Consider the following 17,035-nt stretch of genomic DNA (forward strand, 5'->3'; position numbering starts at 1 on the left):
CACCGACCGGTGGCCCGTCCGCCGCCGGCCCGGCGGGTCCGGATTCGCGGGCTAGGCTGGGGCGGGTGACCGCCCGACTCCCGTATCCCCGCACCGCCCGGGTCCGCGCGGCCCTGGCGACCTCCGGCGTCGCGCTGCTGCTGACCGGGTGCAGTCTCGGCCCGCCGGAGCCCGACCCGGCCGGTGAGCCCCCCAACCTGCCGACCCCGTCTGCGTCGGCGGGCACCCCGGAGCAGCAGGTGGTGGCCACGGTGCTGGCGAAGGGTCTACGGGTACCGTGGGCGATCGCCTTCCTGCCGGACGGGGCGGCGCTGGTCACCGAGCGGGACAGCGGCCGGATCCTCAAGGTCGGGCCGGAGTCGGGGGCGCAGGGGCTGACCGTCGCCCCGGTGCAGACCGTGCCGGAGGTGGCCGCGTCCGGTGAGGCGGGGCTGCTCGGCATCGCCGTCTCACCGGCGTACGCGCAGGACCGGTCGGTCTTCGTCTACTACACCACCGCGCAGGACAACCGGGTGGCCCGGTTGACGCTGGGCGGCACCCCCACGCCGATCCTGACCGGCATCCCCAAGGCCGGCAACCACAACGGCGGCGGGCTCGCCTTCGGCCCGGACGGGCAGCTCTACGTGAGTACCGGCGACGCCGGCAACCGCGACGCCGCCCAGGACCGCGCCAACCTGGCCGGCAAGATCCTGCGGATCACCCCGGACGGCAAACCGGCGGCGGGCAACCCGTTCCCGAACTCGCCGGTCTGGTCGCTGGGGCACCGCAACGTGCAGGGCATGGCCTGGGATTCCGGAAAGCGGATGTACGCCACCGAGTTCGGCCAGAACACCTGGGACGAGCTCAACCGGATCGACAAGGGCGCGAACTACGGTTGGCCGACGGTGGAGGGGCAGGCCGGTGACAAGCGGTTCGTCGACCCGATCGCGCAGTGGGGCACCTCGGAGGCGTCCTGTGCGGGGCTGGCGGCGACGGGCCGGTCACTGGCCACCGCCTGCCTGCGCGGCGAGCGGCTCTGGCTGGTGGAGCTGACCGACGGCGGCACCGTGCTCGGTGCGCCCCGGGAACTCCTCACCGGGAAGTACGGTCGGTTGCGGGCGATCGCCGCCGCCCCGGACGGTTCGCTCTGGGTCTCCACCTCCAACCACGACGGGCGCGGCCAGCCGGTGCCGGAGGACGACCGGCTGCTGCGGCTGGTCTTCGCCGACGGCGGTGCCGGCCGGAGCTGACGACACGCCGGCAGGCCGGACAGCGGGGCAGGTACCGGGCGGATCGGCCGCCCGTCGGGCGGGTTTGCCAAGATCTTTCACTGGGCAGGTCACAATCTCAGCATGGACGGTCAGGAGAACGAGCAGCGCGGGCCCGGGGAAACGGACACCCCCACCCGGCGTGAGCGGCGCCGGCGCACCTGGTGGCCGGCCGGCCGGTCGGGGCAGGCCCGGCGGGTCGGCGTGGTGCTGGCGGTGCTGCTGGTCGCCCTGACCGGAACGGTCATCGGGGTGTTCGCCGCCGGCCGGGTCAGCACCGACATCGGCCCGTTCCGCGCCGATCTGACCCTGGCTCCGGCGGTCCGGGGCGGGACCACTGTCGACATCCCCCCGCTGGGCGCGCTGCAGCTCGACAGCCACCAGGGCCCGACCCACCTGACGGTCGGCCTCGGCGCGCTGGACCAGCGCAAGACCGAAGCGTTGATCGACGACCCGGCGAGCATCAGCCGGGCCAGCCAGTCGGCGGTGACGGACGTCCGCAACGGGGTGCTCCGGCTCGGGCTGCGTACCCTCGGCGGTGCGGTGCTGGTCACCCTGCTGCTGGCCGCGCTGGTCTTCCGGGACACCCGGCGTACCGCGTGGGCCGGCGGGCTGGCCCTGGTGGTGACCGCCGGCAGCCTGGGGCTGGCGGCGGGCACCCTGCGCCCGCAGGCCATCGAGGAGCCCCGGTACGAGGGACTGCTCGTCAACGCCCCCGCGATCGTCGGTGACGCGCGCCGGATCGCCAACGACTACAGCCGCTACGCCGAGCAGTTGCAACGGTTGGTGGGCAACGTCAGTCAGCTCTACACCACGGTCTCGGCGCTGCCGGTGTACGAACCGGCGCCGGGCACCACCCGGGTGCTGCACGTCTCCGACATGCACCTCAACCCGACCGGCTGGCAGCTGATCCGCACCGTGGTCGAGCAGTTCGGCATCGACGTGGTGATCGACACCGGCGACCTGACCGACTGGGGCAGCGAGCCCGAGGCGTCCTACGTCGGCTCGATCGGCCTGCTCAAGAAGCCGTACGTCTATATCCGGGGCAACCACGACTCGCCCAGGACTGCCGCGGCGGTGGCCCGCCAACCGAACGCGGTCGTACTGAACAACTCGACCACCACCGTGGCCGGGCTGACCATCGCCGGCATCGGTGACCCCCGGTTCACCCCGGACAAGGAGACGTCACCCGCCGGCAGCGGCCTCACCGCGCAGGTCGCCGACCAGGTCATCGGGGCCGGCGAGACGCTCGCCGCCACGGTCCGCAGCTCGCCGCGCCAGGTGAACGTCGCGCTGGTGCACGACCCGGCCTCGGCCGGGCCGCTCTCCGGCACCTGCCCGCTGGTGCTGGCCGGGCACACCCACTCCCGGCAGGTGTCGAAGCTGCCGCAGGTGGCCGGCCAGCAACCCACCCAGTTGATGGTGGAGGGCTCCACCGGCGGCGCCGGGCTGCGCGGCCTGGAGGGCGAGAAGCCCACCCCGCTGTCGATGACGGTGCTCTACTTCGACCAGCAGAAACTGCTCCAGGCGTACGACGACATCACCGTCGGCGGCACCGGTCAGGCCCAGGTGAACCTGGAACGTCACGTGATCCGGGAACCAGCGAAGGGCGCCGACGTTCCCGTCACCCCGACCCCGACGCGGGGCGCAACGGAGTCCCCGTCCACCTCCGGGACGGGCCCGCCCCCCACGTCGCCGTCGCCCGGCCCGACCCGCTGACCCACCACTACCCAGAATCTTGGCCCTCCGGTGGGCCAGGCCGGCCCGGCGGGCGGGCGGCCCTGGCGGGCGGGCGGGCCCGGCGGGCGGGGGCCCTGGCGGGCGGGCGGGCCCGGCGGGCGGGGGCCCTGGCGGGCGGGCGGGCCCGGCGGGCGGGGGCCCTGGCGGGCGGGGGGCCTGGCGGGCGGGGGGCCTGGCGGGCGGGGGGCCTGGCGGGCGGGGGCCTGGCGGGCCCGGCGGCCCTGGCGGGCGGGGGGCCTGGCGGGCGGGGGGCCTGGCGGGCGGGCCCGGCGAGTCGACTCAGGCCTGACGGGTCGGATCGGGCGGTGTCGGCGGACGGGCGGACTGCGCCCGCCCGCCTGAAAACCACCCACTCAGTCACTCAGAGCGACGCTCGGACCGGCCCCACCTATCTCCACTCGGCCACTTTGCTCTGCTGCCCTGAGAGCGACAGTGACAGATTGTAGTGACGTCGAAGCCCATCGCGTAAACGAGGGATCAAGATAGGCGCTGCTCAGCGCTCTGTCGCTTAGATGGCAGCAGAGCAAAGGATGCAAACCGGGGACGGGTGGACCCCCCGAGCGAGCACGCAGGGTAATTTGCGATAACGCAGGCCGTTTCCTACACGGAGCGTTACCAATGCAGAGACGGCATCTATGTCGGGGTGGCTGGGATCGAGGGCAGAAACTCCGGCCCTGCGTCGTTGGCCGCACGAGAACGCGGGACCGAGGGGTTGCGAGAGAACACCGGGCCGGAAACCTGGACGCGCCCTGGGACTGGGCCTCGGCCTGGGCCGTCGACGCGGCACACCCGGCCCAGGGCCGAAGGACGCGCGACGAAGCTCAGCGCGGGAAAGGGAACGGGGACAGGGGCGGGGCGCGGGTGGCGGGTGGGGGTGGGGGTGGGGGTGGGTCAGCGTAGGGACAGGGCGGCCAGGGCGGCGTTGACGATGCTGCCGGGGAGCAGGTCGTGCAGTTCGTACAGCTCGCGGACGCTGCCGGACTGGCCGAACTCGTCCACCCCGAGCGGCACCGCCGGCACTCCGAGCGCCGAGCCGAGCCAGGCCATCGCGTGCGAGGCGGCATCGTGCACGGTCACCAGCGGGGCACGGTCCCCGAAAGCCGCCCGCAACGCACCGGGGACGCTCGGCACGGTCGCGGTGCGCACGCCCTGGCGCAGGGTGCGCTGCCAGGCCCGGTACAGCCGGTCCAGGCTGGTCACGTCGACCACGTGCGCGGCGATGCCCTCCTCGGCCAGCTCGGCGGCGGCAGCGAGCGCCTCCGGCAGCACCGCCCCCGAGGCGGCCAGGGTCACCACCGGCGCGTCCACCAGATGCGGGTACGCCTGGTGCGCGTCCACCAGCCGGTACGCCCCGGCGACCACCTGCCGGCGCAGCACCGCGTCGCCGAGGCGGGCCCGGGCCGCCTCGAACGGCGCCTGGTCCAGCGGGCGGGTGCTCAGCCGGAAGTAGTACGCCCCGTCCTCGGCCGGCGCGGCGGTGGCAGCCGGCGCGGCACCCTGTGCGATCTGGCCGAACGCGTCGCAGAGCAGCCAGTCGAGGCTGGTCGCGTACGCCGGTTCGCAGAAGGTCACGCCGGGCAGTTCCAGGCCGACGGAGGCGGTGATGGTCGACTGGTGGGCACCGCCCTCCGGGGCCAGGGTGATGCCCGACGGGGTGCCGGCCACCACGAACCGGGAACCCGAGTAGGTGCCGTAGAGGAACGCGTCCAGCCCGCGCAGCACGAACGGGTCGTAGACCGTGCCGACCGGCAGCAGCGGCTGCCCGGACAGGTCCCAGGACAGGCCGAGCTGACCCAGCAGCAGGAACAGGTTCATCTCGGAGATGCCCAGCTCGATGTGCTGCCCGGTGGGGCTCTCCGTCCAACGCAGCATCCGGTCCTCCGACCAGGAACGCCGCTCGGTCGGGGCGAACACCCCGGTCTTGTTGAGGAACCCGGCGAGGTTGGTGGAGGTGGCCACGTCCGGCGCGGTGGTGACCAGGTAGGGCGCCACCTGTGGGTCCCGGGCCAGTTCCACCAGCACCCGGCCGAAGGCCTCCTGGGTGGAGATCGGCTTGTTCGTGCGTACCCCGGTGGTCTCGGGGACGGTGACTCCCAGCGACCGGTGGCGGGGCGCGCGGGCCAGCGCCTCGCGGCGCGCGCCGGCCCGGATGCCGGCCGGGCTCGCCGGGTCGAGCCGGTCCCACTCGGTCGCGCTGGTCAGGCCGTGCGCCGTGCGCAGCGCGTCGACCTGCGCGGTGGAGAGCAGCGCCGAATGGTTGCGCGGATTGCCGGCGAGCGGCAACCCCCACCCCTTCACGGTGTACGCGAAGACGACGCTGGGCCGGTCGGTCACCGCGTCGCACTGGGCGTACGCGTCGAGCATCGCCTGCAGGTCGTGCCCGCCCAGGTCGGTGACGAGCGGGGCCAACTCCTCGTCGGTGAGGTCGGCGATGAACTCGTCGATGCCGGCCGGCGCACCGTCCAGGAACTGCTTCCGCAGCACCGGCCCGGTCAGCCCGAACAGCGACTGGTACTGCTCGTTCGGCATCCGGTCGATCCAGTCGCGCAGTGCCGCGCCGCCCGGCCGGGCGTATGCCTGCGCCAACCGGCGGCCGTACTTGACCTCCACGACGTGCCAACCGGCGGCCTCGAACTGCCCCCGCCACTGGTCGATCCGGATGCCGGGCACCACCCGGTCCAGCGACTGCCTGTTGAAGTCGACGAGCCACATCACGTTGCCCAGGCCGGTGGTGGCCGGGTCGGCGACCGCCTCCCAGATGTTCCCCTCGTCCAGCTCGGCGTCGCCGATCAACGCGACGAACCGGGAGTGCGGGCGGGCACCGAAGTGGGCGTCGACATAGCGGCGGGTCACCGCCGCGAACAACGGCGCCGCCGCCCCCAACCCGACCGAACCGGTGGAGAAGTCGACCTCGTCCGGGTCCTTGGTCCGCGACGGGTACGACTGCAGGCCGCCCCGCGCCCGCAGCGTCGGCAGGTAGGACCGGTCCAGGTTGCCCAGCAGGTACTGGATCGCGTGGAACACCGGGGAGGCGTGCGGCTTGACCGCCACCCGGTCCTCGGCGTCCAGGTGGGCGAACCAGAGCGCGGTCATCGCGGTGACCAGGGAGGCGCTGGACGCCTGGTGCCCACCGACCTTCACCCCGTCGCCGGTGTCCCGGTCGTGGTTGGCCGCGTCCACGATCCGGGTGGCGAGCCACAGCACCCGTTGCTGGATCTCGTCGAGGACGTCGAGGTCGTGCTCGTTCACGGTCACTCCATCCGGGCGTCGCCGTTGACGCCCTCGGGCGGGGGTGTGTCGCGCTGGTGTCAGCCCTGGACGCCGAGGCGCTCCAGGATCAGGTCACGGAGGGTCTTGGCGTCGGCCTGGCCACGGGTGGCCTTCATCACCGCGCCGACCAGCGCACCGGCGGCGGCGACCTTGCCGCTGCGGATCTTGTCGGCGATGCCCGGGTTGGCGGCGATCGCCTCGTCCACGGCGGCGGTGAGCGCGCCGGTGTCGGAGACCACCTCCAGGCCCCGGCTGGTCATGATCTCGGTAGGCGAACCCTCACCGTCGACCACACCCTCCAGCACCGTACGGGCCAGCTTGTCGTTGAGCTTGCCCGCGTCGACAAGCCCCTGGAGCTCGGCGACCTGCGCCGGGGTGGCCCCGATGTCGGCCAGCTCCATACCTGTCTCGTTGGCCCGGCGGGACAGCTCGCCCAGCCACCACTTGCGGGCCGCCGCCGGGGTGGTGCCGGCGGCCACGGTCGCCTCGATCAGCTCGACCGCGCCGGCGTTGAGCACCGACTGCATGTCGAGGTCGGACAGGCCCCACTGCTCCTGGAGCCGGCGACGGTGCAGCCGGGGCAGCTCCGGCAGGGCCGCCTTCAGCTCGGCCACCCAGGCGGTGTCCGGGGCGAGCGGCACCAGGTCCGGCTCCGGGAAGTACCTGTAGTCGGTGGCGGTCTCCTTGGACCGGCCCGGCGTGGTGTCCCCGGTGTCCTCGTGGAAGTGCCGGGTCTCCTGGGTGATCCGGCCCCCCGCGTCGAGCACCGACGCCTGCCGCAGGATCTCCGAACGGACCGCCCGCTCCACCGACCGCAACGAGTTGACGTTCTTGGTCTCGGTGCGGGTGCCCCACTCCTGACCGGGCAGGTTGAGGGAGGTGTTGACGTCGCAACGCAGCGACCCCTCCTCCATCCGTACGTCGGAGACACCCAACGAGCGCAGCACGTCCCGCAGCTCGGTGACGTACGCCTTCGCCACCTCGGGGGCGAGCGCACCGATGCCGGGGACCGGCTTGGTGACGATCTCCACCAGCGGAATGCCGGCCCGGTTGTAGTCGACAAGCGACTCGGTCGCGCCGTGGATCCGGCCGGTGGCCCCGCCGACGTGCAGCGTCTTGCCGGTGTCCTCCTCCAGGTGCACCCGCTCGATGCCGATCCGCACCAACTCGCCGTCGACCTCGACGTCCAGGTAGCCGTCGGCGCACAGCGGCTCGTCGTACTGGCTGATCTGGAAGTCCTTCGGCATGTCCGGGTAGAAGTAGTTCTTCCGGGCGAACCGGCACCACTCGGCGATGGAGCAGTTCAGCGCCAGGCCGATCCGGATGGTCGCCTCGATGGCCGCCTTGTTGGCCACCGGCAACGAGCCGGGCAGGCCGAGGCAGACCGGGCAGACCCGGGTGTTGGGCTCGCCGCCGAAGTCGGTCGGGCAGCCGCAGAACATCTTGGTGTTCGTGCCCAGCTCGACGTGGGTCTCCAGGCCGATCACCGGCTCGTAACGCGCAACGACCTCGTCGTACGCGGGCAGTGTCGTGGTCATGAGACGCTCCAGGCGCGATCCGGACAGAACCCGTCCAGCCTAATGGGGTTGCCTAGCCGCCCCACCCCCGGGTTTCGATCCCCCTCGCCGTTGGTCAGGCTCGCCGGTAGCCCAGCCGCGTCAGCGCGTCCAGCGTGTCGGACCACCACTGCCGGTAGGCCGGAACATCATCGAGCCTGGCCAGGGAGACCAGCTCCCCCAGCTGGCCGAAGTGATCGGTGGTGGAACGACTGACCCGGCCCATGATGTCGTTGAGCACCTTCTTGGGGTCGGCGATGCGCTCCACGCGTCTCGGCTGCGCGGGCAGCCCCATCTCCGCATCCGTCCACCGGACGCCGAGCGCGGTGCGCAGCGCGTCGCCGTCGGTCAACAGCCAGGCCTCCGTCTCGCGGACCGGCACCACGGCGATCAGTTGCTCTGCGCGATCTCCCCACAGCTGCCGCAGCGGACGCAGCCACTCGGCGGCGACCCGGTCTGCGCTGGCACCCTGGTCGTGGTGGAAGAAGATGAGCGAGAAGCTGGCGGGATTCTGCTCGACGAGCCTGATCACATCCGCCGTCGAGCACGGACCCTTCCGGTCGCGCAGGGGCTGGACGTCGGCGACCTCGACCGCGTCCTCGAACTCCGATTGGCAGATCTCAGTAAGTGCCCTGGCCAGCAGCCTCGGCAGGAACTGGTCGTCGGTGACGCCCTCGGACACCAGCGCGGAGGTGAGGTACCGCATCAGGTGTCCAACTCCGCCATCACCTCGAACTCGGCGATCTCCCGCGGGCTCACCACGCTGCCGACGTCCAGCGCGTCCTCGATCGTCAGTTGCTGCGCACCGGCGATCGACCGCCAACGGCTGACCCGGCTACGCGCCGTGCCGCGCTGGACCCGGCTCACCACATCCATGAACACCGCATCGGAGCGCACGTGTGCCTGCGCGGGCTCCAGCGCCCGCAGAATCGCCGGCGAATGGCTGCTCAGCACCAACTGAGTCAACGCGGTGCCATCGTTGCCGGCTGCCAACGCCCTTTCGACCAGGGTCCTGAGGTATCTGACGAACTGCGCGAGGCGCTGCGGGAAGATGCCGTTCTCCGGCTCCTCGAAGCAGATGAGTCCCGCGCCGCGCGGATCGTAGAGCGCCGCCAACAGCGCGATCGCCCGGAGGGTGCCGTCCGAGGCCACCCGGGCCGAGAACGGTGCCTCCTCCCGCGTGATCACCTCCACCTGACGTTGCCGACGCGCGTCGTCCTCGGTCAACCGCACCCGGACAACGCCGGGAATGACGGCTGCCAGGTCGGCCGAGAGATCGTTCAGGGCACCCTCGGGTCGGTCCGGGCTGCCTGTCTCGTCCGCCAGCCTGCGGAGGGTGTTGGCAAGGTGTCCGCCGTTGGCGGACAGGCTGTCAGGATCGTCGTAGGAATCCGGGGCGCGCAGGGCACTCGGGTCGAGGTGCAGCAGCCGCCACGACTGCATCTCCCGCTTGAGCGCATAGAGCAGCGGAAAGTCGGTGGCGGTCGTCAGACTGGACAGCACCGTGGCAGTGGCCGCCGTGGCCGGGAGCTTCCGCTTCCGTCCCTGGTTGCCCTGCTGCCTGATGCTGAAGACCGGCCGCCCCTGGTCGTCCTGCTCGGTCTCCAACGGATCGGCACCCGTTCGATAGACCGCCAACCGCCGTCGCTGCTCCGCGGTGAACTTCTCCATCCAGGTGTCGCCCGCGCGCCGGATTCGCCGCACCGACTCACGGACGACGTACGGGCGCTGCGTCCCGCTGCTACCCGTCGATCGAAGTTCGATGGCCAGCTCGTAACGGAGCCGCGAGTGGTTGACCTCGGCGGTGTCACCGAAGGCGTCGGTGACCGAGCGGCCCAGCAACACCTCGACCGCGAACGACATCACCTCCACCGACGTGCCGTCGGTGTGCTTGTGGAAAAGGTCCGCGACATCGCCCCGCATGTGCTGGGCGGCTTCCAGGACGGGATCACCGGCCAACCTGCTCAGGAACTGGATGGCGTCGAAGAGGTTCGACTTGCCCGCCGCGTTCCGTCCGATGATCACGAGAAAGGGCGGGATGTCCAACGAGAAGTCGCGGAACGACTTGAAACCGTCGATCTCGATTCGCGTCAGCATCCCGCCCGCCTCACAGTGCCGGTGGGGTGAACGTGCCGACCACGGACTCCAGCGCGGCGGCGACCCGGTACATCCGGTCGTCGGCCATCGTCGGGGCCATCACCTGCAGACCGACGGGCAGCCCCTCGGACAGGCCGCACGGCACCGAGATGCCCGGCCCGCCGTACAGGTTGGTCGGGATGGTGAACAGGTCGGCCAGGTACATCTGGTACGGGTCGGCGGTGCGCGCCCCGATCGGGAACGCCACGAACGGCGTGGTGGGCGAGATCAGCGCGTCCACCTGCGTGAACGCCGTGGTGAAGTCCCTGGTGATCAGGGTACGCACCTTCTGTGCCTGGCCGTAGTAGGCGTCGTAGTAGCCCGAGGAGAGCGCGTACGTGCCGACCATGATCCGCCGCTTGACCTCGGGGCCGAAACCGGCCTCCCGGGTCAGCGACATGACCTCCTCCAGCGACCGGTTGCCGTCGTCGCCGACCCGCAGCCCGAACCGGACCCCGTCGAAGCGGGCCAGGTTGGAGGAGCACTCGCTCGGCGCGATCAGGTAGTACGCCGGCAGCGCGTACCGGAAGTGCGGGCAGGACACCTCGACGATCTCGGCGCCCAGCTTGGCCAGGGTGTCCACCGAATCGCGGAACGCGGCCATCACGCCCGGCTCCGCACCCTCACCGGTGAACTCCTTGACGATGCCGAGCTTCACCCCGGTCAGGTCACCTGTCGCACCCTGCCTCGCGGCGGCCACCACGTCCGGCACCGGCTGCGGGATGGAGGTGGAGTCGCGCGGGTCGTGCCCGCCGATGACCTGGTGCAGCAGGGCCGCGTCGAGCACGGTCCGGGCGCACGGGCCGGGGGTGTCCAGGGAGGAGGAGAACGCGACCAGGCCGTACCGGGAGGTGCCGCCGTAGGTGGGCTTCGCGCCCACGGTGCCGGTGACCGCGCCGGGCTGACGGATCGAGCCACCCGTGTCGGAGCCGATGGCCAGCGGCGCCTCGTACGCGGCCAGCGCGGCGGCGCTGCCCCCGCCCGAGCCGCCCGGGATCCGGTCGGTGTCCCACGGGTTGTGGGTCGGGCCGTACGCCGAGTACTCGGTGGAGGAGCCCATCGCGAACTCGTCCATGTTGGTCTTGCCGAGCATCACCGTGCCCGCCGCGCGCAGCCGCTGCACGATCGTCGCGTCGTACGGCGGGCGCCAGCCTTCCAGGATCTTCGAGCCGACGGTGGTCGGCACGCCCTTCGTGGTGAGCACGTCCTTCACCGCCACCGGCACCCCGGCCAGCGGACCCAGCTCCTCACCGGCGGCCCGGCGCTCGTCGACCGCGCGGGCGGCGGCCAGCGCCCCCTCGGTGTCGACGTGCAGAAACGCGTGCACCCGGTCGTCGACGGCGGCGATCCGGTCCAGGTGGGCCCGGGTCACCTCGACGGCGGAGGTCTCCCCGGCGGCCACCAGCCCGGCCAGGTCGGTCGCGGTCATTCTGGTCAGGTCGGTCATGCCGTCGCCTCGCTCCGCTCACCGGCGCTCCGGGCACCCGGCGCACTGTGCTCGATGATTCGCTTGCCCCGCCCGGTCACCGGATCACACCCGGCCGCACCGCGCCCGGTGTCAACCTCACACCCGGTCACGACGCCACGTCCTCGTCCAGGATCCGCGGTACGCGGAACCGCTGCTCGGCGACGTCGGGGGCGCCCGACAGCGCCTCCTGCGGGGTCAGTCCGGGCACCACCACGTCCTCGCGGAGCACGTTGGTCAGCGGCACCGAGTGGGAGGTCGGCGGGATGTCCGCCGCCGTCACCTCGCCGACCTGCGCGACCGACTGGAGGATCACGTCCAGCTGGCCGGCGAAGGTGTCCAGCTCCTCCTCGGTGACGGCGAGCCGCGACAGTCGCGCGAGGTGCGCGACCTCCTCGCGGGAGATGGCGGCCATCGGTGCCCCCTTCGTGACTGTGCTGCTGCGTCTGGGTGTGCCGGCCGCGCCGTCGACGGGAGGACGCGCGGTGACCGGAGCGAGTCTATTGTCCTGCGCGCACCCCGACGCCTCCGACTCCCCCTCCGCCCGTCACCCGGGCCGGCAGGCCACCCCCGTCGGTCAGCGGGCGTGCCGGCGGGGGATCTCGGCGTCCGGACTGGGGACCGGGCTCAGGGGGCGGTAGCGGGCCAGCCAGGCGGCCAGTTCGTCGGCGGGCATCGGACGGGCGTAGAACCAGCCCTGCGCGGCGTCACAGCCGGCCGCGTGCAGCAGCCGCCAGGTCCGTTCGTCCTCCACCCCCTCGGCCACCACCCGCAGGCCGAGCGCACCGGCCAGCTCGATCGTCGACCTGACGATCGCGGCGTCGTCGGCGTCGTCGGCCATCCCCAGCACGAACGACCTGTCGACCTTCACCTCGGACAGCGGCAGCCGGCGCAGGTGCTGCAACGACGAGTAACCGGTGCCGAAGTCGTCGAGCGAGATGGCCACCCCGAGCTGGTGCAGCCGGGTGATGGTGGCGAGCACCCGCCGGGGGTCGGCCATCAGGGCCCCCTCGGTGATCTCCAGTTGCAGCCGTTCCGGGCGTACCCCGCAACTGGTCAGCCGGTCGGCGATCCGGTCGACGATCTCCTCGGTGTGCAGGTCGCGGACGCTGACGTTGAGCGCCGCCCGCAGGGTGATCCCGGCCGCCGACCACTTCGCGAGCTGTGCCACCACGTCGTCGATCACCCGGTAGGTGAGCAGGCGCATCACGGCGCTCTGCTCGGCGACCCGGATCAGCTCCTCCGGGTCGACCATCCCCCGGCGCGGGTGCCGCCAGCGCAACAGCGCCTCCACCCCGACCACCTCCCCGGTGGCGATGGCGACCTGTGGTTGGTAGTACATGGTGATCTCGCCGGCCTCCGCTGCCTGGTCACCGGCCTCCGCTGCCTGGTCACCGGCCTTCGCCGGTCGGGCCTGCGGCGTGTCGTCCTGCCCGGTCGGAGCGGTTGTCCCGCTCCCGTCCGCTCCGGCCGAGGAGGAGGTGACAGGTACCGAGGTCATCGCCGGCGGCCGGCGCGACGGGGTTCCGCTGTGGCGGCGGACCGGGTCGGCGCCGGTGAGGATCCGGTTCAGCAACTCGTCGGGATGCGTCGGCGTCGGCCGGGGCCGTCGGCGGGGCAACCACCACCGGCCCGCAGCCGTGCCACCGGAGCGGGATTCCGGGTCGGTGCCCTGGCCCGGGTCGCCGGGCGGGGTGTGCTCGCCTCCGGGGCCGGCGGCCAGCCGGGGCGGCAGTGCCGCGCCGTCGCCGCCCCGCACGAGCTGCCCGGCCGCCGGTCTCGCCTCCAGTACCCGCCGCAGGTCGGCCAGGAGCCCCAACCGCTCGGCCGAGTGGTGGTCGGACTCGGCGGCGTACACGGCCACGGTGTCGTTGCGGTGCTTCGCGTCGTACATGGCGACGTCGGCGTGGCGCATCAGGGTGGCGTAGTCCTCGCCGTGCTCGGGGAAGAGCGCGATGCCGATCGAGCCGCCCACGTCCAGCGGCAGGCCGTCCAGCGACACCGGTTCGGTCAGCGCGGCGACCACCCGGGCGGCCAACTCCCGGGCCTCGTCCACGCCGTCGAGCCCACCGGCCACGATGGCGAACTCGTCGCCGCCGAGCCGGGCCAGCAGGTCCCGGTCGTCGACCACCTGGTCGAGGCGGGCGCCCACCTCGACCAGCAACCGGTCGCCGACCGCGTGGCCGAGCGCGTCGTTGACGTTCTTGAACCGGTCCAGGTCGATCAGCAGGAGCGCCACCTGCGCGCCGGGTTCGCCCCTGGCGACCCGCTCGGCGTGCCGGTGCACCTGCTCGGCCACCTCGGCGAGCAGTGCCTTGCGATTGGGCAGACCGGTGAGCGGGTCGAGGGCGGCGAGTTGCTCCTGCTCGTCGGAGAGGTGGGCCATCCGGTAGACCGCGAACAACGGCAACAGCACCAGCGGGATCAGTGCGGCGGTGGCCCGTGCGGCGGTGACCAGGACCGGGGCGAGCAGCAGCAGCGAACCGGTGGAGAGCAGTTCGAACGGCAACCCCTGCCGGACCGCCGGCCACCACCGGCCGCCGAAGCGCAGCCGCAGCGCGGTGCTGACCAGACCGTAGTTGACCACGAACCAGGTGACCGTGGCGCCGCCGACGGCGAGGACGTCGGTCCAGCCCAACCGGCCGCCGTCGAACAGGCCGCCCGGTCCGAGCCGGAGCACCAGGTACGCGGCGGCGAGCGCGCAGGTGTACTGGGCCGCGTTGAAGGTGGTCCGCCAGGGAGCGTGCCCCAGCCGTACGCCGGAGACGGCGACCGCGACGGCCTGCACGAGCACCGCCGGACCGAGACCCCAGCCGAGCAGGATGGCGAAGGTGAAGCAGGTGGAGGGGAAGACCGCAGCGGTCTGCCGACGTGCCGAGGGCACGAAGGGGCGGGCGTCGCAGCCGACCGCGAGGACCGCCATCGTCCAGAACGCCGCCGGCAACAGGCCCGGTCGCTCGGCGAGGTCGGCAAGCGGCAGGACGGACACCACGACGGCCAGCCCGATCACCCCGGCGACGAGACCCAGGAACGGCGTCTCCCGCTCGGTCGGAAGGCGGTTGCGGGGGTCGGCGGTCTCCATCACACCTCCCGGGCACGCCCTTCAGGGTGTACGCCGGTCGTACACCTGCCCCCATGAAACGCCCTGGTGGCCGATGGACCCGCACGACAGCCACGAATCGGTCGTAGTCGTGACTAAGTTGATATACGACCCCAAGATTCACCTATGGGTGGAGCAGGGCGGGCGGCGCTCGCACCGGGCCCGCTGCCGCAGGGCCGGGCTGCGCGCCCAGCGGTCATCGCGGTGAGTCGAACGGTCGTCCGATGCCCCGAGCCGGAAGTCAGCTCTCCTCGACCCGGGCCACCTCCCGGGCCGCCTCCGGGCCGGCGTCGAGCAGCACCCGGAAGCCGTCCTCGTCGAGCACCGGCACCTTGAGCCCGGCCGCCTTGTCCGCCTTGGAGCCGGGGTTGTCGCCCACCACCACGAAGCCGGTCTTCTTGGAGACCGAGCCGGTGACCTTCCCGCCCCGGCTCTGGATCGCCTCGGCCGCCTGGTCCCGGCTGAACCCGGCCAGCGTGCCGGTCACCACCACGGTGATCCCCTCCAGCGGGCGCGGCCCCTCGTCGACCGCCTCCTCGGCCATCCGGACGCCGGCCTCGGCCCACTTGCGGACCACGTCGCGGTGCCAGTCGACGGCGAACCACTCCTTGATGCTGGCGGCGATGGTCGGGCCGACGCCGTCCACCGAGGACAGCTCCTCCTCGGCGGCCGCCTCGATCGCCTCGACCGAGCGGAAGTGCCGGGCCAGGGCCTGCGCGGCGGTGGGACCGACGTGCCGGATGGAGAGCGCCACCAGCACCCGCCACAGGTCGCGTTCCCGGGCCACGGCGAGGTTGTCGAGCAGTTTGGTGGCGTTGGTGCCGAGGCTGCCGTCCTTGTTGACGAAGAACGGGGAGCGGGCGAGCCGCTCGGTGTCGAGGGAGAACAGGTCGCCCTCGTCGGTGATGATCTCGGCGTCGAGCAGCGCGGCGGCCCCCTTGTAGCCGAGCACCTCGATGTCGAACCCGCCGCGCCCGGCGAGGTGGAAGACCCGCTCCCGCAGCTGCGCCGGGCAGCTACGGGAGTTGGGGCAGCGGATGTCGACGTCGCTCTCCTTGGCCGGGGCGAGCGGGGTGCCACAGGACGGGCAGGTGGTGGGCATCACGAACGGCCGGGCATCGGCGGGACGCAGCTCGACCACCGGGCCGAGCACCTCGGGGATCACGTCGCCGGCCTTGCGCAGCACCACCGTGTCGCCGATCAGTACGCCCTTGCGCTCGACCTCGCGGGCGTTGTGCAGGGTGGCCTGGGCGACCGTCGAGCCGGCCACGTGCACCGGCTCCAGCACCGCGTACGGGGTGATCCGGCCCGTCCGCCCGACGCCGACCTCGATGTCGAGCAGCCTGGTGTTGACCTCCTCCGGCGGATATTTGAAGGCGATCGCCCAACGGGGTGCCCGGCTGGTCGAGCCGAGCCGACCCTGGATGGGGACCGGGTCGACCTTCACCACCACCCCGTCGATCTCGTGCTCGACGTCGTGCCGGTGCTCGGCGTAGTGGGCGATGTATTCCGCCACCCCGGCCAGGTCGGGCACCACCCGCCAGCGGTCACTGGTCGGCAGCCCCCATGCCCTCAGCGCCGCGTACGACTCGGACTGGGTCGCCGGCCGGAAGCCGGTGCGGGCACCGGTGCCGTGCACCACCAGCCGCAGCGGCCGGGACGCGGTGATCCGGGGGTCCTTCTGACGCAGGCTGCCGGCGGCGGCGTTACGCGGGTTGGCGAACGGGGCCCTACCCTGCTCGACCAGGGTGGCGTTGAGGTCGGCGAAGCCGGCCACCGGGAAGTAGATCTCGCCGCGTACCTCAAGCAGCTCCGGGAGGTCGGGGAACTCGTCGGACGGGGTGAGCCGGGCCGGCACGCTGCGGATGCTGCGGACGTTGGCGGTGACGTCCTCGCCGGTGCGCCCGTCGCCCCGGGTGGCGGCCCGGACCAGCCGCCCCTTCTCGTAGGTCAGGTTGATGGCCAGGCCGTCGACCTTGAGCTCGCACAGGTAGGGCACCGGGCCACCGGCGTCCCGCTCGACCCGCTCGGCCCAGGCGGCCAACTCCTCGTCGGCGAACGCGTTGTCAAGCGAGAGCATCCGCTCGGCGTGGGTGACGGGGGTGAAGTCGGTGGAGAACGTGCCGCCGACCCGCTGCGTCGGCGAGTCGGGGGTGCGCAGGGCCGGGTACTCCGCCTCCAACGCCTCCAGCTCGCGCAACTGCCTGTCGAACTCGGCGTCGGGAACCGTCGGCGCGTCGAGGACGTAGTAGCGGTACTGGTGCTCGGTCAGCTCCTGGCTCAGCGTGGCGTGCCGCTCCCGCGCCCCGGGGGTCGGCTCACCACCGGCCGCCTCCTCCTGCGCCGCACTGACCTGCTGGGGGATCTCTTCTTCCGACACCCTGCCGCCTCCGGACATCGTGCGAACCTCCCCGTGATCACGCTACTGGAGCACCGTAACCGGCCGGTGGGACAATCCGTGCCTCCCACCGCGCCCGACGGGCGCGCGACGCCCGGCCGTGCGACGATCGCCGCACCTCGG

At 72.4% G+C, this 17,035-nt stretch carries 10 protein-coding genes; 2 read left to right on the forward strand and 8 right to left on the reverse strand.

Features of this window, described 5'->3' with window-relative positions:
* The first annotated feature begins 56 nt into the window (after positions 1-56).
* Both OHQ87_RS18010 and OHQ87_RS18015 read left to right on the forward strand, forming a co-directional pair.
* Positions 57-1,229, forward strand: a complete 1,173-nt coding sequence (locus OHQ87_RS18010) for a PQQ-dependent sugar dehydrogenase (RefSeq protein ID WP_442930840.1) — start codon at positions 57-59, stop codon at positions 1,227-1,229.
* Between the two features lie 102 nt (positions 1,230-1,331).
* On the forward strand, positions 1,332-2,966 hold the full coding sequence (locus OHQ87_RS18015) for a metallophosphoesterase (protein ID WP_328339322.1): 1,635 nt from the start codon (positions 1,332-1,334) through the stop codon (positions 2,964-2,966).
* 912 nt (positions 2,967-3,878) lie between these two features.
* Here OHQ87_RS18015 and OHQ87_RS18020 read toward each other — a convergent pair.
* The 8 genes from OHQ87_RS18020 to ligA all read right to left on the reverse strand — a co-directional run bounded on the left by OHQ87_RS18020 (position 3,879) and on the right by ligA (position 16,912).
* Positions 3,879-6,236 (reverse strand): transketolase-like TK C-terminal-containing protein, encoded by a 2,358-nt coding sequence (locus OHQ87_RS18020; RefSeq protein WP_328339323.1) that lies wholly within the window; start codon positions 6,234-6,236, stop codon positions 3,879-3,881.
* A gap of 59 nt (positions 6,237-6,295) precedes the next feature.
* Positions 6,296-7,795, reverse strand: coding sequence for an Asp-tRNA(Asn)/Glu-tRNA(Gln) amidotransferase subunit GatB (gatB, locus tag OHQ87_RS18025; RefSeq protein ID WP_328339324.1), 1,500 nt, complete (start codon positions 7,793-7,795; stop codon positions 6,296-6,298).
* A gap of 94 nt (positions 7,796-7,889) precedes the next feature.
* Positions 7,890-8,519 (reverse strand): DUF4276 family protein, encoded by a 630-nt coding sequence (locus OHQ87_RS18030; protein WP_328339325.1) that lies wholly within the window; start codon positions 8,517-8,519, stop codon positions 7,890-7,892.
* Complete coding sequence (locus OHQ87_RS18035; RefSeq protein ID WP_328339326.1) at positions 8,519-9,910, reverse strand: AAA family ATPase; 1,392 nt, start codon at positions 9,908-9,910, stop codon at positions 8,519-8,521. The genes OHQ87_RS18030 and OHQ87_RS18035 overlap by 1 nt, the downstream gene beginning before the upstream one ends.
* Positions 9,911-9,920: 10 nt before the next feature.
* Positions 9,921-11,396: an Asp-tRNA(Asn)/Glu-tRNA(Gln) amidotransferase subunit GatA gene (gatA, locus tag OHQ87_RS18040; RefSeq protein WP_328339328.1), complete on the reverse strand. Its 1,476-nt coding sequence runs from the start codon at positions 11,394-11,396 to the stop codon at positions 9,921-9,923.
* Positions 11,397-11,523: 127 nt separating this feature from the next.
* Positions 11,524-11,829: an Asp-tRNA(Asn)/Glu-tRNA(Gln) amidotransferase subunit GatC gene (gene gatC / locus OHQ87_RS18045; RefSeq protein ID WP_067307096.1), complete on the reverse strand. Its 306-nt coding sequence runs from the start codon at positions 11,827-11,829 to the stop codon at positions 11,524-11,526.
* Between the two features lie 162 nt (positions 11,830-11,991).
* Positions 11,992-14,496: a putative bifunctional diguanylate cyclase/phosphodiesterase gene (locus OHQ87_RS18050; protein ID WP_328339334.1), complete on the reverse strand. Its 2,505-nt coding sequence runs from the start codon at positions 14,494-14,496 to the stop codon at positions 11,992-11,994.
* 259 nt (positions 14,497-14,755) lie between these two features.
* A complete protein-coding gene (gene ligA, locus OHQ87_RS18055; protein ID WP_442930506.1) occupies positions 14,756-16,912 on the reverse strand; it encodes an NAD-dependent DNA ligase LigA in 2,157 nt (718 codons plus the stop codon).
* Positions 16,913-17,035: the final 123 nt, after the last annotated feature.

This window comes from Micromonospora sp. NBC_00421, assembly GCF_036017915.1.
Lineage (GTDB): Bacteria > Actinomycetota > Actinomycetes > Mycobacteriales > Micromonosporaceae > Micromonospora.